This window comes from Sphingomonas sp. (assembly GCF_032114135.1).
GTDB lineage: Bacteria > Pseudomonadota > Alphaproteobacteria > Sphingomonadales > Sphingomonadaceae > Sphingomonas.
Genome location: NZ_DAMCTA010000001.1, coordinates 2,314,167 through 2,332,611, shown reverse-complemented (window position 1 = coordinate 2,332,611; position 18,445 = coordinate 2,314,167). Strand labels below are relative to the sequence as shown.

Genomic DNA, 18,445 nt, shown 5'->3' with positions numbered 1-18,445 from the left:
CTGCTAAACGCCTTCGGCGCGTGCTTGTCCAGAGGGGTGCGGTGGAACGCCCCGTTCGTGTTCCACGTGGAACACCTTATTTACCGATGCAGAACTTGCCGAACAGCGCATCGAGCACGTCCTCGACACCGGCGCGGCCGGTGATCGCATCGAGCGCGCGGCGCGCGGCGCGGAGCTCCTCGGCGAAGAGCAGCGGATCGTCGAGCAGCGATGCCCGCGCCAAGGCATCCGCCGCCGCGATGCACCAGTCGCGCTGGCGCGCGTTGAGCGCGACAACGTCGGGCGGCGGGAGCAGGTCGGAAGCGAGCACCGCCATACGCTGCCAGAGCGCGTCCAGCCCCCTGCCCTCGCATACCGACACGACCAGCTGATCGGGCTGCGCTGGAGCACGGCCTTCGGCGTCGGCGCGAGCATGGAGCCACAAGGCGCAGGGGTGCGGTGGTGGCAAATCGTCACCCAGCCACAACAGCAGATCGGCTTCGGCCAGCGCATCGCGGGCACGTGCCACGCCGATCGCTTCGATCGGGTCGTCGGTTTCCTCCGCGAGCCCGGCGGTGTCGATCAGCAGCCAGGCGATGCCTTCGCGCACCACGGGCACCTCGATGCGATCGCGAGTGGTGCCGCCGATGGGCGACACGATCGCGGCGTCGCGCTCGGCGAGGGCATTGAACAGGGTGGACTTGCCGGCATTGGGTGGGCCGCCCAGCGCCACCCGCAACCCGTCGCGCAGGCGTTCCACCGGTGGTCGCGCGGCAACGGCAGCGATGTCGCTGCCCAAGGCGGCGGCAGCGGTTCGCAGCGCCGGCAGCGGATCGGCACCAGCGACATCGTCTTCGTCGCCATGGTCGAGCTCGGCTTCGATGCGGGCAGCCAGGCCGAGCAACCGGGTCGTCCAGTCCTCGGCATGGCGCCGCACTGCCCCGCCCGCGCTGCGGATGGCAGCACGCCGCTGCGCTTCGGTCTCCGCCATCAGCAGGTCGCCCAGCCCCTCGGCCTCGCTCAGGTCCAGCCGGCCGTGGAGCAGCGCCCGCCGGGTGAACTCCCCTGCCTCCGCTGCGCGAAGGTCGGGAAGTGTCGCCAGCGCCGCCTCCACCGCACGCACCACCGCGCGGCCGCCATGCAGGTGCAGCTCGGCAAGATCCTCGCCGGTCGCCGATCGCGGCCCAGGGAAGCAGAGTACCAATGCCTGGTCGAGCGCCTCGCCCGCCGCGTCGCGCAACGTTCGCAGCGCAGCACGCCGCGGCGCAGGGACATCGCCCGCAAGCTGCTGCACCGCAGCAAAGGCCTGCGTCCCGCTGATGCGCAGCACCGCGATCGCTGCCGGCGGCGCCCCGCTCGAAACCGCGAAGATCGTGTCCATGCGGGTGGTCGTCAGCTCCCGGGCTTCTTGGTGGCGGCGTCGAACATGCCGCGCCAGAAATTCATCCCCGCCTCGCCCATCGGCGCCCAGCTGCGCATCATCTGTTCGAAGCCCTCGGGCGTGCCGTGATTCTCGATCGCCTTCACCATCAGCTGCACATAGCGATCATGGACGGGCGTGAGGTCGGGCAGTCCCATGGCGCGCCGCGCTTCTTCCGGCGTGCACTCGACTTCGACATTGATCTTCATGTGATCCCTTCCGCGCTTGAGCCCATCCCCAGCCGCCTGCTAGGCCATGGCCATGTATGCGCGCGACCATGCCCTGATCGCAACGCCCATCAGCCCGATCCGGATCGAAGGCAAGGACGGGCATCTGGAGCGGATCACCATCGATGCCGAGGGCCCTGGGAGCCGCGGTAGCGCAGTCGCCGTCCGCGCAGCGGTGGAGCAGCTCGAACAATGGTTCGCCGGTGAACGGCGCGTCTTCGACATTGCACTTTCGCCCGCCTCCACTCCGCGCGGCGCATGTCTGCGCGAGGGCCTGATCGCGGTCCCGTTCGGGCAGACCACCAGCTATGGAGATCTTTCGCGCGCATTGGGTTCAAGCGCCCGCGCGATCGGTCAGCTATGTGCGCGAAACCCGTTTCCGCTCGTGGTGCCCTGCCACCGCGTGTTGAACCAGGGCGGCGGACTCGGCGCCTATTCGGCCGGCCAAGGGCCGACCACCAAATCCTGGCTGCTCGCGCATGAGCGGCGCTTAACCGGAGACTATCTGCTATGAGCACTCTGACGATCGACGCGCTGGACGAGACCGGCAGCTTCTCCGCCTATGTCGCGCGGCCCGAAGGCACCCCGCGCGCCGCGATCATCGTGATCCAGGAAATCTTCGGCGTGAACGAGGGTATCCGCCAGAAGTGCGAAGATTTCGCGCGCGACGGCTATCTGGCGATCGCGCCCGACCTGTTCTGGCGCCTGCAGCCCGGGATCGAGCTCGATGCGGATGTTCCCGAACAGATGGAGCAGGCGCTCGATTGGATGGGCAAGTTCGACCAGGACAAGGGCGTGGCCGACATCGAATCGACCATCCAGGTCGCACGCGCCGAGCTGGGCGGCGGCAAGGTCGGCGCGGTCGGCTTCTGCCTGGGCGGCCGCCTCGCCTACATGACGGCAGCACGGACCGATATCGACGCGAGCGTCGGCTATTATGCCGTCGGAATCGACGGGCTGCTCGAGGAGAAGCACGCGATCGCCAAGCCGCTGATGCTGCACATTCCGCAGGCAGACCATTTCGTCTCGCCCGAGGTGCAGGCGAAGATGCACGAGGGGCTCGACGATCACCCCAAGGTCACGCTGTACGACTATCCGGGTGAAGACCATGGCTTCGCCGCCGAACTCGGCAAGCGCCGCTCGGAAGAGGCCGCACAGCTCGCCGACAAGCGCACTGCGGACTTCTTCGCCGCGAACCTCGGCTGAGGCCCTGCCCGCCCCTCCCTGCCGCGCAGGGAGGGGTCTGGGGGCTCAGAACAGGCTGGTGATACCGGCAGTGCCAGGCGTGCCCACCCAGCCCTCGTAGATCATCTTGAACGCCACGAACACGATCACCGCCAGGCCGAAATAGGCGATCCAGCGGTGCTTATCGATCAGCTTGGCGATAAGGTTCGCCGCCAGCCCCATCAACGCCACCGACAGCAGCAGCCCGACCACCAGGATCCCCGGATGCTCGCGCGCCGCGCCGGCGACTGCCAGAACGTTGTCGAGGCTCATCGAGACATCGGCGACGGCAACCGCCCACGCAGCGCCCGCGAAGCTTCGCGCGGCGCGCACGCCCGAGCGCTCATCGCCCTCGATCTCTTCCGAACCGGTGCTCTCGCCGCCGTGACGGATCTCGCGCCAGAACTTCCAGCTGACCCAGAGCAGCAGCAGCCCGCCCGCGAAGATCAGCCCGACGATCCCCATCAGCCAGCTGACGATCAGCGCGAAGGCGATCCGCAGCACCAGTGCCGCGCCGATGCCGATCAGGATCACCTTCTTGCGCTGGTCCGCCGGCAACCCCGCTGCCAACGCGCCGACGACGATGGCATTGTCGCCGGCCAGCACCAGGTCGATCATCATTACCGATCCGAAGGCGGCCAATGCCGCCGGGTCGCCGAGATTGGAGAAATCGGCGACGATGTGCTGCCAGATGTCGAGCGGCGAGCCGATGCCGCTGGCGGCGGCGCTGAGGAGAAGATCGATCATGCCAAAACCCTAGCGCCCTGATCGGCGCACGCAACGCCTACGCTTGCCCGGCACGAGACGTTCCGCCCGCCCCCGACGCAAAAAGGCCGGGCACCACTGCCCGGCCTTTCCAAAACACGACGGAAACCGCCGCGTTACTGGTTCATGCTGTCGAAGAAGTCTTCGTTGGTCTTCGAATCCTTCATCTTGTCGAGCAGGAATTCCATCGCGTCGATGGTGCCCATCTGCATCAGGATGCGGCGCAGCACCCACATCTTGGTGAGCTTGGCCTTTTCGACCAGCAGCTCTTCCTTGCGGGTGCCCGACTTGCCGACGTCCAGCGCCGGGAAGATGCGCTTGTCCGCCACCTTGCGGTCGAGGACGATTTCCGAATTGCCGGTGCCCTTGAACTCTTCGAAGATCACTTCGTCCATGCGGCTGCCGGTATCGATCAGCGCGGTGGCGATGATCGAAAGCGAGCCGCCTTCCTCGATGTTGCGCGCGGCGCCGAAGAAGCGCTTCGGGCGCTGCAGGGCGTTGGCGTCGACACCGCCGGTCAGCACCTTGCCCGAGCTCGGCACCACCGTGTTGTAGGCGCGGCCGAGGCGGGTGATCGAGTCGAGCAGGATCACTACGTCCTTCTTGTGCTCGACCAAGCGCTTGGCCTTTTCGATCACCATTTCCGCGACCTGCACGTGGCGCGTCGCCGGCTCGTCGAAGGTGGAGCTGATCACTTCGCCCTTCACCGAACGCTGCATGTCGGTGACTTCTTCCGGGCGCTCGTCGATGAGCAGCACGATCAGGAAGACTTCGGGATGGTTGTCGGTGATCGCCTTGGCGATGTTCTGCAGCAGCACCGTCTTACCGACGCGCGGCGGCGCGACGATCAGCGCGCGCTGGCCCTTGCCCTGCGGCGCGACGATGTCGATCACGCGGGCCGACTTGTCCTTGACCGTCGGGTCGAGCGTGTCGAGGCGCAGCTTCTGCTCGGGATAGAGCGGCGTCAGGTTGTCGAAGTTGACGCGGTGGCGCACCGCATCCGGATCGTCGAAATTGACCTTCACCAGCTTGGTGAGGGCGAAATAGCGTTCGCCGTCCTTCGGCCCGCGGATCTCGCCTTCCACCGTGTCGCCGGTGCGCAGGCCGAACTTCCGGACCTGGTTGGGGCTGACATAGATGTCGTCGGGGCCGGCGAGATAGTTCGCCTCGGGCGAGCGCAGGAAGCCGAAGCCGTCGGGCAGCACTTCGATCGTGCCTTCGCCCATGATCTGGTCACCCTGCTCGGCCTGGGCCTTGAGGATGGCGAAGAGCAGGTCCTGCTTGCGCAGCGTCGACGCGCTCTCGACGCCCAGTGCCTCGGCCATCGTGACCAGTTCGGCGGGGGCGGTTTTCTTGAGGTCCTTGAGATGCATGTAAGGTCCGGAAATTCTAAGGGGGAGAGCGTCGATCGGCGATAGGTACGCGCAGGATTCGATGCTTGAAGGAAGGATGCACCGAGGTCCGGTACACGGCTACAAAATTAGGTGGGGGCTCCCGCCAAGTCAACTGCGATTCGGCGCAGATTTACCCCGCCGAATCGCAGTGATTCTCAGAACGGCTTCACCTCGGCGAGAATGACGATGAAGACCAGCGCCAACGCCGGGACTTCATTGAGGAAGCGCAGGGTGCGGGTCGCGATCGGCGCCTCGCCGCGGCCGAGCTTGCGCGCATAGCCCACTGCCCAGCCATGATAGCCGCTGAGCAACACGACGAGCAGCAGCTTGGCATGGAGCCAGCCGATGCCCGGCTGCCCGTCGAACAGCCCGATATTGGCCGAGAGCGCCAGCCCCAGCGCCCAGACGATCAGCATCGAGGGCGTGAGGATCATCCGCTTGAGCAACGCCTCGCGCCTCGCCCAGGCCGCCGCCTCGGGCGTGCCCAGCGCTTCTTGGTGGTGGATCAGGTAGCGCGGGAACAGGAACAGCCCCGCCATCCAAAACACCACGAAGATGACGTGGAACGCCTTCACCCACAGATAAGCACTACCGAGCCAGCCGATCATGCCGCGGTCCCCCGCACGCGGGCCAGCAGCTGCTCGACATGCGCGATCGGCGTGTCGGGCAGGATGCCGTGGCCCAGGTTGAACACATGCGGCCGCTCCGGAAAGGCCGCGAGGATCCGGTCGATCGCGCTGTCCAGCACCGCGCCCCCGGTGATCAGCGCCAGCGGATCGAGATTGCCCTGCACGGGCAGCCCCTCCGGCAGCACCGCGTTCGCCCATGCGGGGTCCACGGTCTCGTCGAGACCGATCGCATCGACTCCGGTTTCGCGAGCATAGGCGGCGAGCTTGCCCCCTGCCCCCTTCGGGAATCCAATCACGGGCACCAGATCCCGGACGGCAGCCGCGATCCGCGCATTGGGGGCGATCACCCAGCGTTCGAACTGAGCGGGGCTGAGGCTGCCCGACCAGCTGTCGAACAGCTGCACTGCCTCCACGCCCGCCTCGGCCTGGGCGCGCAGATAGGCGATGGTCTGGTCGGCGATGCGATCGACCAGCGCCTGCATCAGGCCCTCATCGCGATAGGCGAGCCGGCGCGCTTCGGCCTGCTCGCGGCTGCCCTGGCCGGCGATCATGTACGTCGCCACGGTCCAGGGAGAGCCCGCAAAGCCCAGGAAGGTGGTCTGGGGGTCCAGGACCGCCTTCACCCGCCGAATCGTGCCGTAGATGGGCTCCAGGATGCTGGAATCGGCATCGAAGCCGTCGAGCACGTCCCGCGCCGTCACCGCCGGGGCGAGTCTGGGGCCTTCGCCGGTCTCGAACCAGAGCTGCTGGCCGAGGGCCATCGGCACCACGAGGATGTCGGAAAACAGGATCGCCCCGTCCATGCCAAAGCGGCGGATCGGTTGCAGCGTGATCTCGGCTGCAGAGTCGGAATCCATCGCGAGGGCGAGGAATCCCCCCTTCTCGGCACGAAGCGCACGATATTCGGGCAGGTATCGGCCGGCCTGGCGCATGAGCCAGACGGGCGGAACGGGCTGGCGAGTCCCTTGCAGGGTCGCGAGCAGCGGCTTGGAAGCGCGAAGAGTCAGAGCCGGGATCCCACTACTAGAAGATTCGATTCTCAGGATGTTGGAGTCTGTTGGCCGGTGAAAGCCGGGGCTTATGGTGATGTGAGTCAGTTGCCAACAATTTGACTCCTGTCGCCATGCGGAATCGCACGGATTCGGAAAATCTGTCCACAAGACTCACAGGCTGTGAATGGAAAGCACAAGCTGGGGATGCCGCTGTGGACGAATCACCAGCTGAATCGCGGAATCGGGCGGGTTGGCCCGGTGCCGAGGTTACGCTACCGCTTGTTCGCCATGTTATGCACAGATCGGTCCCCAGCCTGATGCGGCTGCACCTGCACCTGCTCTCGGATTCCACCGGCGAGACACTGGAAAACATCGCCAAGGCGGCGCTGGCGCAGTTCGACGATGTCGAGCCGCTGCGCCATTTCTGGCCGATGGTGCGGAGCGAGGCGCATCTGGAGCGCATCCTGCAGGAGATCGCGCAGAATCCCGGGCTGGTGATCTACACATTGGTCAACCGCGACATCCGCCGCATGCTCGAGACGCGCTGCCGCGCGCTGGGCCTGCCGGCGATCGCGCCGCTCGACCAGGTGAGCCATGCGCTGTCCAACCTGCTCGGTCAGGAAGCCAAGGCGCGGCCGGGGCGCCAGCACATGCTCGACGCCGCCTATTTTGCCCGTGTCGACGCCATCCAGTTCACCATCGCGCATGACGACGGCATCGGCTGGGAGGATTGGGAGGAAAGCGACATCCTGCTTGCGGGTGTGTCGCGCTCCTCAAAGACGCCGACCTCGATCTATCTCGCCAATCGCGGCTACAAGGTCTCGAACATTCCGGTGGTGGTGGAGTCGCCGCCGCCGGCCAAGCTGTTCCAGCTCCAGCGGCCGCTGATCGTCGGGCTCACCACCAGCGCCGATCGGCTGGTGCAGATCCGCCGCAACCGGCTGCTCTCGCTCAACCAGGCGCCCGAGACCGACTATGTCGATCAGGAAGCGGTGCAGCGCGAGATCGCCTTTGCCCGCCGGATGTTCGCCGACAATGGCTGGCCGGTGATCGACGTCACCCGGCGCTCCATCGAGGAGACCGCGGCCGCGATCATCCAGTTGTGCAACGACCGTGAAATGGACCGCCGATAATGCCGACTCTCGTTCTCGCCTCGCAAAGTGCCTCGCGGCGGGCGATGCTCGACGCCGCGGGCGTGGCGCATGAGGCGCTGCCCGCGCTGGTCGATGAGGCCAGCGCCAAGGAATCGCTGCTCGGCGAGGGCACGTCGCCCCGCGACCTCGCCGATGCGCTCGCCGAGCTGAAGGCGCTCAAGGTCTCGCGCATGGCCCCACAGGCGCTGGTGCTGGGCGGGGATTCGCTCGTCGCGCTCGACGATGGCAGTCTGCTCGACAAGCCGGAGAGCCGGGAGCAGGCGCGCGACCATCTCCAGCGCATGTCGGGCAAGACCCACGACATCTACAGCGCCGCGGTGATCGCCGAGGGCGGTCGGCCGGTGTGGCGCCATGTCGATCGTGCCCGGCTCCACGTCCGCCCGCTGAGCGCGGCGTTCATCGAGTCCTACCTCGACCTCGAATGGCCGGCGATCGCCGGCTGTGTCGGCTGCTTCCGCATCGAGGGGCCCGGCGTGCAGCTGTTCCACCGCACCGAGGGCAGCCATTTTACCATCCTCGGCATGCCGCTGCTGCCGATTCTTGACTATCTGCGCACCCGGGGAGTGATGCCCAAGTGACTCGCTATGCCGAGGTGATCGGCGATCCGATCGCCCATTCCAAATCGCCGATCATCCACAAGTTCTGGCTCGATGCGCTGGGCATCGAGGGCGATTATCGCCGCACCCATGTGCTGGGCGACGATCTCGCGACTTATTTCGCCCGCGCGAAGGACGACGCCGACTGGCGCGGCTGCAACGTCACCATCCCGCACAAGTTAGCGGTGATGGACCTGGTGAGCGATCCCGGCGGCGTGCGGAACACGATCGGTGCGATGAACACCGTGATCCGCGGCGAGGACGGCGCGCTGATCGGCACCAATACCGATGCCGGCGGCTTCTTCTCGCCGATTGCCGGGTTGGAGCTGGAAGGCCGCCACGCGGTGGTGGTCGGTGCGGGCGGCGGCGCCCGCGCGGTGCTGTTCGCGCTGTCGCGCGTCGGCATTGGCCGGGTGACGATCCTAAATCGCAACGTCCTCAAGGCGGCGGCGCTGCTCTCCAGCTTCGGGGTGAAGGGCGATGCGCTGCCGATCGGCGCGCCCCTGCCGGCGGCCGACTTGCTGGTGAATGCCAGCCCGCTCGGCATGGGCGGCCAACCGCCGCTCGACCTCGACCTCGATTCGCTGCCCGAACATGCGGTGGTGTATGATATCGTCTACGCCCCGCTTGAGACGCCGCTGCTTGCCCAGGCGCGGGATCGCGAGCTGGACACGGTCGACGGACTCGAGATGCTGGTCGGCCAGGCCGCGCTCGCCTTCGAACTCTTCTTCGGCGCCGAGCCCCCGCGCGACCGCGACGAGGAACTGCGCGGGCTGCTCACCGCATGAGCAGGCGGCCGATCGCGCTCGGGCTAACCGGCTCGATCGGCATGGGCAAGTCGACCGTCGCGGCGATGTTCGCCGCCGACGGCGTGCCGGTCTTCGATGCCGACGCGACCGTCCACCAGCTCCAGGGCCCGAACGGTGCGGCGGTCGCGGCGATCGAGGCCGAGTTTCCGGACACAACCACCGATCTGGGCGTGGATCGCACGCTGCTGCGCGAGGCGGTGATGGCCGACCCCACCGCCTTCGCCCGACTCGAGGCGATTCTCCACCCCGTCGTTGCCCAGGCGCGCGAGTTGTTCCTGGCCGCGCATGCCGAGTCGCCGCTGGTCGTTCTCGACATACCATTGCTGTTCGAGGCCGGCGGCTGGCGGCATGTCGACAAAATTGCCGTCGTCTCCGCCCCACCCGAAGTGCAGCGCGAACGCGTCCTCGCCCGCCCTGGCATGACCGTCGAACGCTTCGACGCCATTCTCGCACGCCAACTGCCCGACGCGGAAAAGCGCGCGCGCGCCGATTTCGTCATTCCTACCGGTGAAGGCCTGCAGGTTACGGAAGATTGCGTACGCAAGGTCATCGCTTGCCTCGCGCCGCCTGCGGGTGGATAAGCGCTCCATGCGGGAAATCGTGTTTGACACCGAAACGACGGGACTCAGCTTCTCAGGCGGCGACCGCCTCGTCGAAATCGGCTGTGTCGAGCTGGTGAACCGGGTTGCCACCGGCAACCATTTCCATGCCTATATCAATCCGCAGCGTGCCATGCCGGTGGAGGCGTTCAACGTCCACGGCCTGTCCGAACGATTCCTTTCTGACAAGCCGCTGTTCACCGACGTCGTCGAGGATCTGCTCGACTTCATCGGCGATTCGCCGCTGGTCGCGCACAATGCGGGCTTCGATTTCAGCTTCCTGAACGGCGAGCTGGGCAAGTGCAGCCGGCCGCTGATCGATCTCGGCCGCATGGTCGACACGCTGGTGCTTGCGCGGACCCGGCATCCGGGCGCCAAGCACACCCTCGATGCGCTCTGCAGCCGCTACGGCATCGATCTCAGCGCGCGTACGCTGCACGGCGCGCTGCTCGACGCGCAACTGCTGGCGCAGGTCTATGTCGAGCTGACCGGCGGCCGCCAGATCACGCTGGGCCTGGCGGAAGAAGTGCCGGTGATGCCGGAGACCGTCGCGGAGGCGCCGACTCGGGTACACGTCCGGCCGGCGCGCCGGTTCACCGCGAGTGCGGTGGAACTTGAGCGCCACGCAGCGTTTCTGAAGTCCCTGGACGAGCCGCTATGGGGTGTTCCCACAATCGACGCGGTTTCGGCGCACCCCTAGGTCGCTCGTCCCTAATTGCGAAGTGGAGGTACATTATGGATATCCGGATCTCGGGGCATCAGGTCGATACGGGCGCAGCGCTCAAGACGCAGGTGACGGATCGGGTCCAGGGTATCGCCGACAAATATTTCTCCCGCGCCATCTCCTCGCAGATCACCTTCGGCAAGGGCCCGCACGACAACGGCTTCACCTGCGACATCGTGATGCACGTGACGCAGGGCCTAGTGCTCAAGGCGACCAACAGCGGCATGGAAGCGCATGGCGCGTTCGACGGCGCGGCGGACCGGATCGACAAGCAGCTGCGACGCTATGTGCGACGGCTCAAGGATCGCCGACCGACCGAAGTGATCGCGCTCGCCGAGGGCGGCGCCTATGACAACGGCTTCGACAATGCCGGCTATACGCTGTTCCAGGAAGCGCGTGAGGAAGAAGAAGTCGCCGATGCACCGCTGGTGATCGCGGAGACCCGCGTCGACGTGCCCGATTCCACGGTTTCGGATGCGGTCATGATGCTCGACTTGCGCAATACCAACGCATTGCTCTTCCGCAACAGCGGTACGGGTGCCTATAATATGGTCTATCGCCGCGGCGACGGGACGATCGGCTGGGTTGAGCCCAATCGCGCACCGGCGTAAGGCGCCGGCTTGCTGGCGGGCAGCCGCCTCTTTGGAACGAGTATGACTGATTTGAGCGATTTGCTCGTGCCGGAGGCGGTGCTCGCCGGGGTTACGGCGGGCAACAAGAAGGCGCTGTTTCAACAGCTTGGCGCCAGCGCGGCGGCGACCTACGGGGTCGACGCCAAGCTGGTGGCCGAGCGGTTGGCGGAGCGCGAGCGGCTGGGCTCCACCGGTTTTGGCGGCGGCATCGCGATTCCGCATGCCCGCCTTGATGATTTGCCGCATGTCTGCGGTTTATTCGCGCGCCTGGAGCAACCGCTCGACTTCGGGGCGGTCGACGATCTGCCGGTGGATTTGGTGTTCATGCTGCTTTCGCCGACGCACGCTGGAGCCGAACACCTCAAGGCGCTCGCTTCGGTCTCACGCCGGCTGCGCGAGCGGCCTTTTGCCGAGAAGTTGCGCGGCGCGGGTTCGAAGGACGCGCTTTATGTGCTGCTCACCGGAGTCGAGGCGCGTGACGCCGCCTGACGCGGTGCCGACGGGGGCCGAGGCGCATTACCGGGCGCTCGAATCGCTCTACGCCGCCGCCCCGATCAACCAGCTTTTCCCCTCGGTGCTCGAGATCCCCGAGGCGGGGGTCGCGCGGATCCGCTTCGACGTGGATTCACGCTATTTTCACGCGGCCGGGGCGACGCACGGCACCAGCTATTTCAAGATGCTCGACGACGCCGCCTTTTATGCGGCCAACAGCCTGGTCACCGACCGCTTCCTGCTGACCACTGCCTTCAATCTGCTGCTGACCCGGCCGCTGCCCGAGGGGCCGGTGATCGCGGAGGGCCGCTGGGTGAGCGGCCAGCGCCGCGTGTTCGTCGCGGAAGCGCGGCTGATCGATGCTCATGGCGAGGAAGCCGCGCGCGGCACGGGCACCTTCATGCGCTCGCGGATCACGCTCGCTACCCTGCCCGGCTATCGCACCGCATGACGCCGCGGCTGACCAGCGCGATGCTGGTGAGCGCGCTCGTCAGGCGGGCCGATAGTGCTGGCGGTTCGGCAATGGTGCTCGCCAAGGGCGATTCGACCTCGGGCGCAATTCTGCTGCTGCTGCTCGAGCGCGGCGTCCACCCGCGCTTCGTCGAACGCGGCATCGGTCCGGAGGGGACGCCTGCCCTGCTTCCCTCCGGCCCCCAGCAACTGACCGACGAGGCGGAGGCGAGCGCCTATTGGCGGCGGCGCCGCGAGCGGGACAGCGACCTCTGGGTCGTCGAACTGGATATCGCAGGCGCCGAACGGTTCGCCGCTGAAACGATGAACCTTTGTTGACAGCCCGTGCCTCGCCCGCGAAAGGGTTCACCACGTCAATTCGCGTTGTGCCGTTCGAGGTGTGAAGTCGATCGGTTACGCAGTCGGGGGGTAAGTCCGGCGGTTCAGTCTCCTCGTGAGCAACAACCGATCGCACGCCAACCGCACAATACAGATATGAAATGAAGTTTCTGCCACGGGCTGCGACTTTCGCAGCTGTGACTTTTTGCGCTGGCGCACTTGCGAATGCAGCCACGCTCAACCTGAGCCCGCTTCCCCAGCAGGAAGCGCATACTCAGGCGACGGTGCAGCTGGCACCGGCACAGATTCAGAACGTCCTTGCTTCCCAGCAGGTTCCCGCGCCTCAGGCCGCGGTCGAGCAGCAGGAGATCGACGCAGGGGACGATACCGACACGGAATATGCCACGCTCTCCGACGCAGTTGCTGCGCAGGAAGACGTCGCCGCGCTTGAAGAGGACCGCGAACTCCGCTGTCTCGCCACGGGGGTCTATTTCGAAGCGCGCAGCGAGCCGCTGTCGGGGCAGCTCGCGGTGGCCGATGTGATCCTGAACCGGAGCACCTCCGGCCGGTTTCCCGGCTCGGTCTGCTCGGTGGTGACCCAGAAGGGCCAGTTCTCGTTCGTTCGCGGCGGCAAGATGCCGACCGCTCCGGCCAATGCCCAGTGGCGTCGCGCCCTGGCGGTCGCGCAGGTCGCCCGCAAGAATCTGTGGGACAGCCCGGCTGGCGACGCGCTCTACTTTCATGCGCGCTACGTCAACGGCGCGCAGGGCCGCGCCTCGGTAGCGACGGTGGGGAACCACATCTTCTACCGTTGATCGCGCACGGCGCGCTCGCATCAGAAAAGCCGCCGAAGCGATTCGGCGGCTTTTCTGTGTTCGCTGAATGTTCTATGTTCCGGTGATGAACGCGCACTCCTCTATGTCCCCTGGCCTGAACCCGGAAGCTGAGGCACTGGTCGCCGCCGACGTGGTGCGAGGCGTGTGTCGGATGCTGCTGCGCCATGATTGCGTGACGATCGCCGAAGTGCCGCTGGAAGGCGGCCGGCGCGTTGACCTCATGGCGCTGGATATGCGTGGCAATATCGTCATCGTCGAGATCAAGGTATCGCGGGCGGACCTGCTCGGTGATGCCAAATGGCCCGAATATCTCGGCCATTGCGACCGCTTCTTCTGGGCGGTGCCGCAGGGGTTTGACCTGCGCCCACTCGACCAGCCGCATTTCCTGCCGGAGCGGACCGGGCTGATCGTTGCCGATCGCTACGATGCGGCGGTGGCGCGCGAGGCGGCGACGGTGCCGCTGGCGGCGCCCGGGCGTCGCAAGGCGACCCTCGCCTTCGCCCGCCGGGCGGGACGAAGGCTGCTGGGCATGCTCGATCCCGACGTCGCCGACGGGTTCTGAACCGGGTTAAAGTTTGGGGCCTGCCGCCGCGGCGGCGCGGCCGACCTTGGGCGCGTCGGCGAGCAGCTTTGCGATCGAGGGATAGCGAGACTCGCGCTGCGCATATTCGCGTGCCGACAGACCGCCACCGAAATCACTTCGGTCCGGATCCGCGCCTGCGTCGAGCAGTTTCTTCGCGACTTCGGCGTCGTGTGCGAGCACCGCGCGGATCAGGGGGGTGACGCCGCCATTGTTCGCCAGGTTGATGTTGGCCTTCTTGGCGAGCAGCGCGTCGATACCCGGTGCCCAACCGAGGCCGGCGGCGAAGATCAGCGCGGTGTTGCCGTCGCGATCCTGGATGTTCACGTTGATGCCGGGCTGGTTGATCAGCACGGTGAGATACGTCGGGTCCTGACGCTTGACGACGATGTGCAGCGCCGCCTCGCCGGTGCCATAGGGATCCTTGACGTTGATCATTGAGGCTGCCTTGTCGCGCAGGAACTCGTTGACCTTGTTCCCGTCCTGCTTACGGATCGCGTCAAGGAACTGGATGCTCTCGCGCGGCTGGCCCATCCCCTGGGCGAGCGCGGGGAGCGGCAGGAGGAGAAGCGCCGCGGCGGCGGCAGAGGCGAGACGGAACGTCATTGCTGGATCGGTACCTTCGATACGGGCGACGGATGCAGGGCGTTCCTAGCAAAGACTGGCGGTGGATACCATGAACTGGATGTTTCGCGCGTTGATAGGTTCTGCAACACTGGCGCTGGCGGCCTGCGGACCGAGCAGCACCGGCGAACCGCCGCTGGCGGGCGCTCGGATCGGCGGGCCGTTCACGCTCACCGACCAGAACGGCAAGACCGTCACCGACGCCGATTTCACCGGCAGATACCGCATCGTCTATTTCGGCTACACCTATTGCCCCGACGTCTGCCCGACGGACCTGACCAAGATCGGCGCGGCGCTGCGCACGCTCGACAAGCAGGCGCCGCGCACTGCGCAGAAGATCGTGCCGCTGTTCATCTCGGTCGATCCCGAGCGCGATACGCCGGCCCAGCTCAAGCAATATGTCGGCAATTTTTACCCGCGGCTGGTAGGGCTCACCGGTACGCCGCAGGCGATCGCGCAGGTGGCGAAGGCATATGCGATCGCCTATATGAAGCAGCCTACGCCGTCGGGGTATTTGATGGGCCATACGCAGGTGGCCTATCTGATGGGACCGGACGGCAAGCCGATCACCAGCCTGCCGCTGGAAGAGGATCCCCCGGCGATCGTCGCCGAGCTTGAGCATTGGGTGCGTTGACCAACAAATTCTGGGAAGATCTGCCGCTGGAGGCCCTCGACCGCGCGCAGTGGGAAGCCCTGTGCGACGGCTGCGGCAAATGCTGCCTGCACAAGCTGGAGGACGAGGAAACCGGCGAGTTGTTCGCCACCAACGTCGCCTGCAAGCTGCTCGATCGGCGGATGGGGCTCTGCAAGGACTACAAGCACCGCCGCGCCTATGTACCCGAATGCGTGCGGCTGACGACGCGCAATGTGCGCGATATCGAGTGGCTGCCCACCACCTGCGCCTATCGCCTTCGCGCGAACGGCGAGAAGCTGCCCGAATGGCATTATCTCGTCTCGGGCGATCGCGAGGCGGTGCACCAGGCCGGGGAATCGACCCGCGGCTGGACCGTCTCCGAAGACGATGCCGGCGATCTCGAACATCACATGACGGACCGCCGCCTTTGATCGAGGGGCTCGAAGTGATCCGCCATCCCCTCGCACGGCGGATGCGGCTCGCGATCGACCCCCGCGACGGCAAGGTACGGCTGACGATTCCGCCGCGCGCGTCGCTGGCGAAGGCGATGCAATGGGTGGGCGAGCAGCAAGGGTGGATCGAAGCGCAGCGCGAGCGGCTGCCGGGTGGCCGCCCGTTCGTGCCCGGCGCGCGCGTGCCGTTCGGTGATGGCGAGCTGAAGATCGTCTGGCCGGCCGCGGGAGTGCGTGGGGTGCGGCGCGACGGCGACCAGCTGCTCTGCGGCGGCACCGAAGAAGGGCTCGGTCGCCGCGTCGAGCGCTGGCTGCGCGCCGAAGCGCTGCGCGTGTTAAGCGAAGAGACCGCGCACTATGCCGCGCTGGCAGGGGTACGCGTCACCAAGGTGGCGATCGGCGATGCGCGCAGCCGCTGGGGCAGCTGCGCGTCCACGGGCGTGATTCGCTACAGCTGGCGGCTGATCCTGGCCCCCAGCGAAGTGCGCCGGGCGACGGTGGCGCACGAAGTCGCGCACCGGGTGCACATGAATCACGGCCCCGATTTCCACGCGCTGGTCGAGCAGCTGTACGGTGCCGATCCTACCCCGCGCCGGCATTGGCTGCGCAAGCATGGCGCCGGACTCCACTGGGTGGGACGGGAATAATCTTCCGCCTGCCCAATCCCCCTCCCGCAAGCGGGAGGGAAGATTAAGGCGCTCCCCGCACCCCTCAGTACTCGTCGTTCGGCCGCTGGCGATCCTGCGGTGCAGGCTGGCGCTGCGACTGGCGGGGCTGTTGCTGCTGCGCCGGTGGCCGGCCGGTCATCCGATTGATCCAGTCCCGGTCGAGCCGTTCGCCCTGTTGCTGGACAGGCGCCGGGCGCCCCCCCTGTTGGGCGGGAGCGGGCGCACTGCCGTCCATCTCCTCGCCGTCCTGCGGCTCGGTCGGCACCTCGGGCGGCTGGATGATCGGATTGCCGTCCGGATCGACCATCATCCCATTATCGGGCGCGCCATAGGCGTCCGCGTCGGGCTCGAGCATGTTGTCGGGCGGGGTCAGCTGCGTCTCGAACTGCTCGACCGGTCGATTGGCCACCGCCTGGATCATGAAATCGTGGAAGGCGCGCGCGGGCGCGCGGCCACCCTGGAGACCCGGGACCACCTTGGCATCGTCGCGTCCCATCCACACGCCGGTGGTAAGACCGCTGGAGAAGCCGATGAACCAGCCATCCTTGTTCGAGCTCGTCGTACCCGTCTTGCCCGCCACCGGACGCCCGATTTGCGCGGCGCGGCCGGTGCCGGTGGCCACTGCGGTCTGCATCAGGTCGATCATCTGTGCCGCGACATAGTTGGCGACCAGCACATGGCTGGTGTCCACCTCGTGCTGGTAGATCACGCGGTTGTTCGCCGTGACGCGGGTGATGCCATAGGGCGTCACCGCGACGCCGTTGTTGCCCACCGAGGCAAAGGCACGGGTCATGTCGATCAGACGGACGTTGGAGGTGCCGAGCACCATCGCCGGCTGGGTGTTGATCGGCGTGGTGATGCCGAAGCGCTTCGCCATGTCGGCGATGGTGGCGAAGCCAACCTCCTGTCCGAACTTGGCCGCGATCGTGTTGACCGAATAGGCGAAGGCGGTGCGGATCGTGATCGGGCCGCTGTTGCGGCGCGAATCGTTGCGCGGCGTCCAGCCGTCGATCGTCACCGGCTCGTCGACCACGACGTCGTCGGGCTTGTGCCCGGCTTCGAGCGCCGAGAGATAGACGAACAGCTTGAAGGAAGACCCTGGTTGGCGCTGCGCCTGGGTCGCACGGTTGTAGATCGAGGACACATAGTCCTTGCCGCCCACCATCGCCCGCACCGCGCCGTCGCGGTCGATCGAGACGAGCGCGCCCTGCGCGCCATCGGGCGCGTTGACGCGGATCGCCTGGTCGGCGCTGCGCTGCATGTTGAGGTCGAGCGTGGTCCACACGTCCAGCGGCGCCTCGGTCTCGTCGATCAGCGTCTCCAACTGGGGGAGGGCCCAGTCGGTGAAGTAGCGGACGCTGTTCTGTTTTGGCTCGGGCGCCAACTGCACGGCGTGCGGATCGGTGCTGTTGGCCTGGGCCTCGCTGATCTTGCCGGCGTCGGCCATCAGCTTGAGCACGACCGTCGCGCGGTCGACCGCGGCTTCGGCGTCGGCGGTGGGCGAATAATGCGACGGCGCCTTTACCAGGCCGGCGATGATCGCGCTCTCCCCGAGCGACAGGTTGGTCGCAGGATGGCCGAAAAACTTCCGGCTCGCCGCGTCGATTCCGTACGCGCCACCGCCGAAATAGACCTTGTTCAGATAGAGCTCGAGAATCTCCTGCTTGCTGAACTTGCGCTCCAGCGCCAGCGCCAGCACCGCTTCGCGAATTTTGCGGCCGACGCTGTACTTGTTCGACAGGAAGATGGTGCGCGCCACCTGCTGGGTGATGGTCGAGCCGCCCTGCAGGCGCCGACCTTCGTCATGGAGCCGCTTGGCGACCCAGAAGATACGCGCGACGCCGACCGGATCGACGCCCCAGTGCGATTCGAAGCGGCGATCCTCGGTCGCGATGATTGCGTCCTTCATCGCCTGCGGTATCTGGTCGTACTTGATCCACTCGCCATAGCTCGGCCCGAGCGAGACCAGCACGGTGCCGTCGACCGCATGGACGCGGATCATCTGGCCGTTGGGCGAGGACTTCATCTGGTCGAAGCTCGGCAGCGTCGAGCGCGCCGAATAGACCGCGATCCCCAGCGCGATGCAGGCGATCAGCGCCAACGCGACGCCGCTGATCAGCGACCAGAGGAAGAACTTCTTCCAGAAGGAGCCCCGGCGCCACCAGGGCGCAGCTGCGGTTTTCGATTTCACGACCATGTACGGGGTGGTCGATTACAGGCTCGCGG

At 66.6% G+C, this 18,445-nt stretch carries 24 protein-coding genes; 16 read left to right on the top strand and 8 right to left on the bottom strand.

What is annotated here, in order from left to right; all coding sequences use genetic code 11:
- Nucleotides 1–76: 76 nt before the first annotated feature.
- Together mnmE and RT655_RS11095 are read right to left on the bottom strand one after the other, a co-directional pair.
- Entirely contained in the window at nucleotides 77–1,360 is a 1,284-nt protein-coding gene (gene mnmE / locus RT655_RS11100; protein WP_313536677.1) for a tRNA uridine-5-carboxymethylaminomethyl(34) synthesis GTPase MnmE, read from the bottom strand.
- An 11-nt stretch (nucleotides 1,361–1,371) separates the two neighbouring features.
- Nucleotides 1,372–1,608: a DUF6489 family protein gene (locus RT655_RS11095; protein ID WP_010542707.1), complete on the bottom strand. Its 237-nt coding sequence runs from the start codon at nucleotides 1,606–1,608 to the stop codon at nucleotides 1,372–1,374.
- A 46-nt stretch (nucleotides 1,609–1,654) separates the two neighbouring features.
- On the opposite strand from RT655_RS11095, the gene RT655_RS11090 reads away from it, so the two are divergent.
- Nucleotides 1,655–2,140 (top strand): methylated-DNA--[protein]-cysteine S-methyltransferase, encoded by a 486-nt coding sequence (locus RT655_RS11090; RefSeq protein ID WP_313536676.1) that lies wholly within the window; start codon nucleotides 1,655–1,657, stop codon nucleotides 2,138–2,140.
- A complete protein-coding gene (locus tag RT655_RS11085) occupies nucleotides 2,137–2,832 on the top strand; it encodes a dienelactone hydrolase family protein (RefSeq protein WP_313536675.1) in 696 nt (231 codons plus the stop codon). Before RT655_RS11090 ends, RT655_RS11085 begins: the two co-directional genes overlap by 4 nt.
- A gap of 45 nt (nucleotides 2,833–2,877) precedes the next feature.
- On the opposite strand, the gene RT655_RS11080 is transcribed toward RT655_RS11085, so the two are convergent.
- The 4 genes from RT655_RS11080 to hemE form a co-directional block, all read right to left on the bottom strand.
- Nucleotides 2,878–3,597 (bottom strand): TerC family protein, encoded by a 720-nt coding sequence (locus RT655_RS11080; protein WP_313536674.1) that lies wholly within the window; start codon nucleotides 3,595–3,597, stop codon nucleotides 2,878–2,880.
- Nucleotides 3,598–3,731: 134 nt separating this feature from the next.
- Nucleotides 3,732–4,988, bottom strand: a complete 1,257-nt coding sequence (gene rho / locus RT655_RS11075; RefSeq protein WP_064313625.1) for a transcription termination factor Rho — start codon at nucleotides 4,986–4,988, stop codon at nucleotides 3,732–3,734.
- Nucleotides 4,989–5,164: 176 nt separating this feature from the next.
- Nucleotides 5,165–5,617 (bottom strand): CopD family protein, encoded by a 453-nt coding sequence (locus RT655_RS11070; RefSeq protein ID WP_313536673.1) that lies wholly within the window; start codon nucleotides 5,615–5,617, stop codon nucleotides 5,165–5,167.
- Entirely contained in the window at nucleotides 5,614–6,675 is a 1,062-nt protein-coding gene (gene hemE / locus RT655_RS11065; RefSeq protein WP_409530268.1) for a uroporphyrinogen decarboxylase, read from the bottom strand. The genes RT655_RS11070 and hemE overlap by 4 nt, the downstream gene beginning before the upstream one ends.
- A 272-nt stretch (nucleotides 6,676–6,947) precedes the next feature.
- On the opposite strand from hemE, the gene RT655_RS11060 reads away from it, so the two are divergent.
- From RT655_RS11060 to RT655_RS11010, 11 genes are all read left to right on the top strand, one after another.
- Nucleotides 6,948–7,763 carry a pyruvate, water dikinase regulatory protein gene (locus tag RT655_RS11060; RefSeq protein ID WP_198162148.1) on the top strand — a complete coding sequence of 272 codons (816 nt, stop codon included), beginning with the start codon at nucleotides 6,948–6,950 and terminating at the stop codon, nucleotides 7,761–7,763.
- Nucleotides 7,763–8,362: a nucleoside triphosphate pyrophosphatase gene (locus RT655_RS11055; RefSeq protein ID WP_313536672.1), complete on the top strand. Its 600-nt coding sequence runs from the start codon at nucleotides 7,763–7,765 to the stop codon at nucleotides 8,360–8,362. Before RT655_RS11060 ends, RT655_RS11055 begins: the two co-directional genes overlap by 1 nt.
- A complete protein-coding gene (aroE, locus tag RT655_RS11050) occupies nucleotides 8,359–9,168 on the top strand; it encodes a shikimate dehydrogenase (RefSeq protein ID WP_313536671.1) in 810 nt (269 codons plus the stop codon). The genes RT655_RS11055 and aroE overlap by 4 nt, the downstream gene beginning before the upstream one ends.
- On the top strand, nucleotides 9,165–9,770 hold the full coding sequence (coaE, locus tag RT655_RS11045) for a dephospho-CoA kinase (protein ID WP_313536670.1): 606 nt from the start codon (nucleotides 9,165–9,167) through the stop codon (nucleotides 9,768–9,770). Before aroE ends, coaE begins: the two co-directional genes overlap by 4 nt.
- A gap of 7 nt (nucleotides 9,771–9,777) precedes the next feature.
- Nucleotides 9,778–10,488 (top strand): DNA polymerase III subunit epsilon, encoded by a 711-nt coding sequence (gene dnaQ / locus RT655_RS11040; RefSeq protein ID WP_313536669.1) that lies wholly within the window; start codon nucleotides 9,778–9,780, stop codon nucleotides 10,486–10,488.
- A 35-nt stretch (nucleotides 10,489–10,523) separates the two neighbouring features.
- Nucleotides 10,524–11,123, top strand: coding sequence for a ribosome hibernation-promoting factor, HPF/YfiA family (gene hpf / locus RT655_RS11035; protein ID WP_313536668.1), 600 nt, complete (start codon nucleotides 10,524–10,526; stop codon nucleotides 11,121–11,123).
- 42 nt (nucleotides 11,124–11,165) lie between these two features.
- Entirely contained in the window at nucleotides 11,166–11,633 is a 468-nt protein-coding gene (locus RT655_RS11030) for a PTS sugar transporter subunit IIA (RefSeq protein ID WP_313536667.1), read from the top strand.
- Nucleotides 11,593–12,087: a PaaI family thioesterase gene (locus RT655_RS11025; protein ID WP_313536666.1), complete on the top strand. Its 495-nt coding sequence runs from the start codon at nucleotides 11,593–11,595 to the stop codon at nucleotides 12,085–12,087. Before RT655_RS11030 ends, RT655_RS11025 begins: the two co-directional genes overlap by 41 nt.
- Entirely contained in the window at nucleotides 12,084–12,425 is a 342-nt protein-coding gene (locus RT655_RS11020) for a DUF1491 family protein (protein WP_313536665.1), read from the top strand. Before RT655_RS11025 ends, RT655_RS11020 begins: the two co-directional genes overlap by 4 nt.
- Nucleotides 12,426–12,622: 197 nt before the next feature.
- Complete coding sequence (locus RT655_RS11015; RefSeq protein WP_313536664.1) at nucleotides 12,623–13,240, top strand: cell wall hydrolase; 618 nt, start codon at nucleotides 12,623–12,625, stop codon at nucleotides 13,238–13,240.
- Between the two features lie 85 nt (nucleotides 13,241–13,325).
- Nucleotides 13,326–13,823, top strand: coding sequence for an MmcB family DNA repair protein (locus tag RT655_RS11010; RefSeq protein WP_313536663.1), 498 nt, complete (start codon nucleotides 13,326–13,328; stop codon nucleotides 13,821–13,823).
- Between the two features lie 6 nt (nucleotides 13,824–13,829).
- On the opposite strand, the gene RT655_RS11005 is transcribed toward RT655_RS11010, so the two are convergent.
- Entirely contained in the window at nucleotides 13,830–14,447 is a 618-nt protein-coding gene (locus RT655_RS11005) for an ankyrin repeat domain-containing protein (RefSeq protein WP_313536662.1), read from the bottom strand.
- 70 nt (nucleotides 14,448–14,517) lie between these two features.
- Here RT655_RS11005 and RT655_RS11000 point away from each other — a divergent pair, with 70 nt between their 5' ends.
- The 3 genes from RT655_RS11000 to RT655_RS10990 are packed head-to-tail and all read left to right on the top strand — an operon-like array spanning nucleotide 14,518 to nucleotide 16,198.
- Nucleotides 14,518–15,099 carry an SCO family protein gene (locus tag RT655_RS11000; RefSeq protein WP_313536661.1) on the top strand — a complete coding sequence of 194 codons (582 nt, stop codon included), beginning with the start codon at nucleotides 14,518–14,520 and terminating at the stop codon, nucleotides 15,097–15,099.
- Nucleotides 15,087–15,530: a YcgN family cysteine cluster protein gene (locus tag RT655_RS10995; RefSeq protein WP_313536660.1), complete on the top strand. Its 444-nt coding sequence runs from the start codon at nucleotides 15,087–15,089 to the stop codon at nucleotides 15,528–15,530. Before RT655_RS11000 ends, RT655_RS10995 begins: the two co-directional genes overlap by 13 nt.
- The gene (locus RT655_RS10990) at nucleotides 15,527–16,198 is read left to right on the top strand and encodes a SprT family zinc-dependent metalloprotease (RefSeq protein ID WP_313536658.1); all 672 of its coding nucleotides are present in this window, start codon (nucleotides 15,527–15,529) and stop codon (nucleotides 16,196–16,198) included. The genes RT655_RS10995 and RT655_RS10990 overlap by 4 nt, the downstream gene beginning before the upstream one ends.
- Before the next feature lie 64 nt (nucleotides 16,199–16,262).
- On the opposite strand, the gene RT655_RS10985 is transcribed toward RT655_RS10990, so the two are convergent.
- Complete coding sequence (locus RT655_RS10985) at nucleotides 16,263–18,416, bottom strand: PBP1A family penicillin-binding protein (protein ID WP_313536657.1); 2,154 nt, start codon at nucleotides 18,414–18,416, stop codon at nucleotides 16,263–16,265.
- Between the last annotated feature and the right edge of the window lie 29 nt (nucleotides 18,417–18,445).

What these genes read in the sequence shown, in the direction of transcription:
- RT655_RS11055 (WP_313536672.1), top strand. Translation starts at nt 7,763, where the DNA reads ATGCCGACTCTCGTTCTCGCCTCGCAAAGTGCCTCGCGGCGGGCGATG.
- RT655_RS11020 (WP_313536665.1), top strand. Translation starts at nt 12,084, where the DNA reads ATGACGCCGCGGCTGACCAGCGCGATGCTGGTGAGCGCGCTCGTCAGG.
- hpf (WP_313536668.1), top strand. Translation starts at nt 10,524, where the DNA reads ATGGATATCCGGATCTCGGGGCATCAGGTCGATACGGGCGCAGCGCTC.
- dnaQ (WP_313536669.1), top strand. Translation starts at nt 9,778, where the DNA reads ATGCGGGAAATCGTGTTTGACACCGAAACGACGGGACTCAGCTTCTCA.
- RT655_RS11010 (WP_313536663.1), top strand. Translation starts at nt 13,326, where the DNA reads ATGAACGCGCACTCCTCTATGTCCCCTGGCCTGAACCCGGAAGCTGAG.
- RT655_RS10985 (WP_313536657.1), bottom strand. Translation starts at nt 18,416, where the DNA reads ATGGTCGTGAAATCGAAAACCGCAGCTGCGCCCTGGTGGCGCCGGGGC.
- RT655_RS11095 (WP_010542707.1), bottom strand. Translation starts at nt 1,608, where the DNA reads ATGAAGATCAATGTCGAAGTCGAGTGCACGCCGGAAGAAGCGCGGCGC.
- coaE (WP_313536670.1), top strand. Translation starts at nt 9,165, where the DNA reads ATGAGCAGGCGGCCGATCGCGCTCGGGCTAACCGGCTCGATCGGCATG.
- RT655_RS11060 (WP_198162148.1), top strand. Translation starts at nt 6,948, where the DNA reads ATGCGGCTGCACCTGCACCTGCTCTCGGATTCCACCGGCGAGACACTG.
- RT655_RS11090 (WP_313536676.1), top strand. Translation starts at nt 1,655, where the DNA reads ATGGCCATGTATGCGCGCGACCATGCCCTGATCGCAACGCCCATCAGC.
- RT655_RS11070 (WP_313536673.1), bottom strand. Translation starts at nt 5,617, where the DNA reads ATGATCGGCTGGCTCGGTAGTGCTTATCTGTGGGTGAAGGCGTTCCAC.
- RT655_RS11030 (WP_313536667.1), top strand. Translation starts at nt 11,166, where the DNA reads ATGACTGATTTGAGCGATTTGCTCGTGCCGGAGGCGGTGCTCGCCGGG.
- RT655_RS11000 (WP_313536661.1), top strand. Translation starts at nt 14,518, where the DNA reads ATGAACTGGATGTTTCGCGCGTTGATAGGTTCTGCAACACTGGCGCTG.
- rho (WP_064313625.1), bottom strand. Translation starts at nt 4,988, where the DNA reads ATGCATCTCAAGGACCTCAAGAAAACCGCCCCCGCCGAACTGGTCACG.
- RT655_RS11080 (WP_313536674.1), bottom strand. Translation starts at nt 3,597, where the DNA reads ATGATCGATCTTCTCCTCAGCGCCGCCGCCAGCGGCATCGGCTCGCCG.
- RT655_RS11005 (WP_313536662.1), bottom strand. Translation starts at nt 14,447, where the DNA reads ATGACGTTCCGTCTCGCCTCTGCCGCCGCCGCGGCGCTTCTCCTCCTG.
- RT655_RS11025 (WP_313536666.1), top strand. Translation starts at nt 11,593, where the DNA reads ATGTGCTGCTCACCGGAGTCGAGGCGCGTGACGCCGCCTGACGCGGTG.
- mnmE (WP_313536677.1), bottom strand. Translation starts at nt 1,360, where the DNA reads ATGGACACGATCTTCGCGGTTTCGAGCGGGGCGCCGCCGGCAGCGATC.
- RT655_RS11085 (WP_313536675.1), top strand. Translation starts at nt 2,137, where the DNA reads ATGAGCACTCTGACGATCGACGCGCTGGACGAGACCGGCAGCTTCTCC.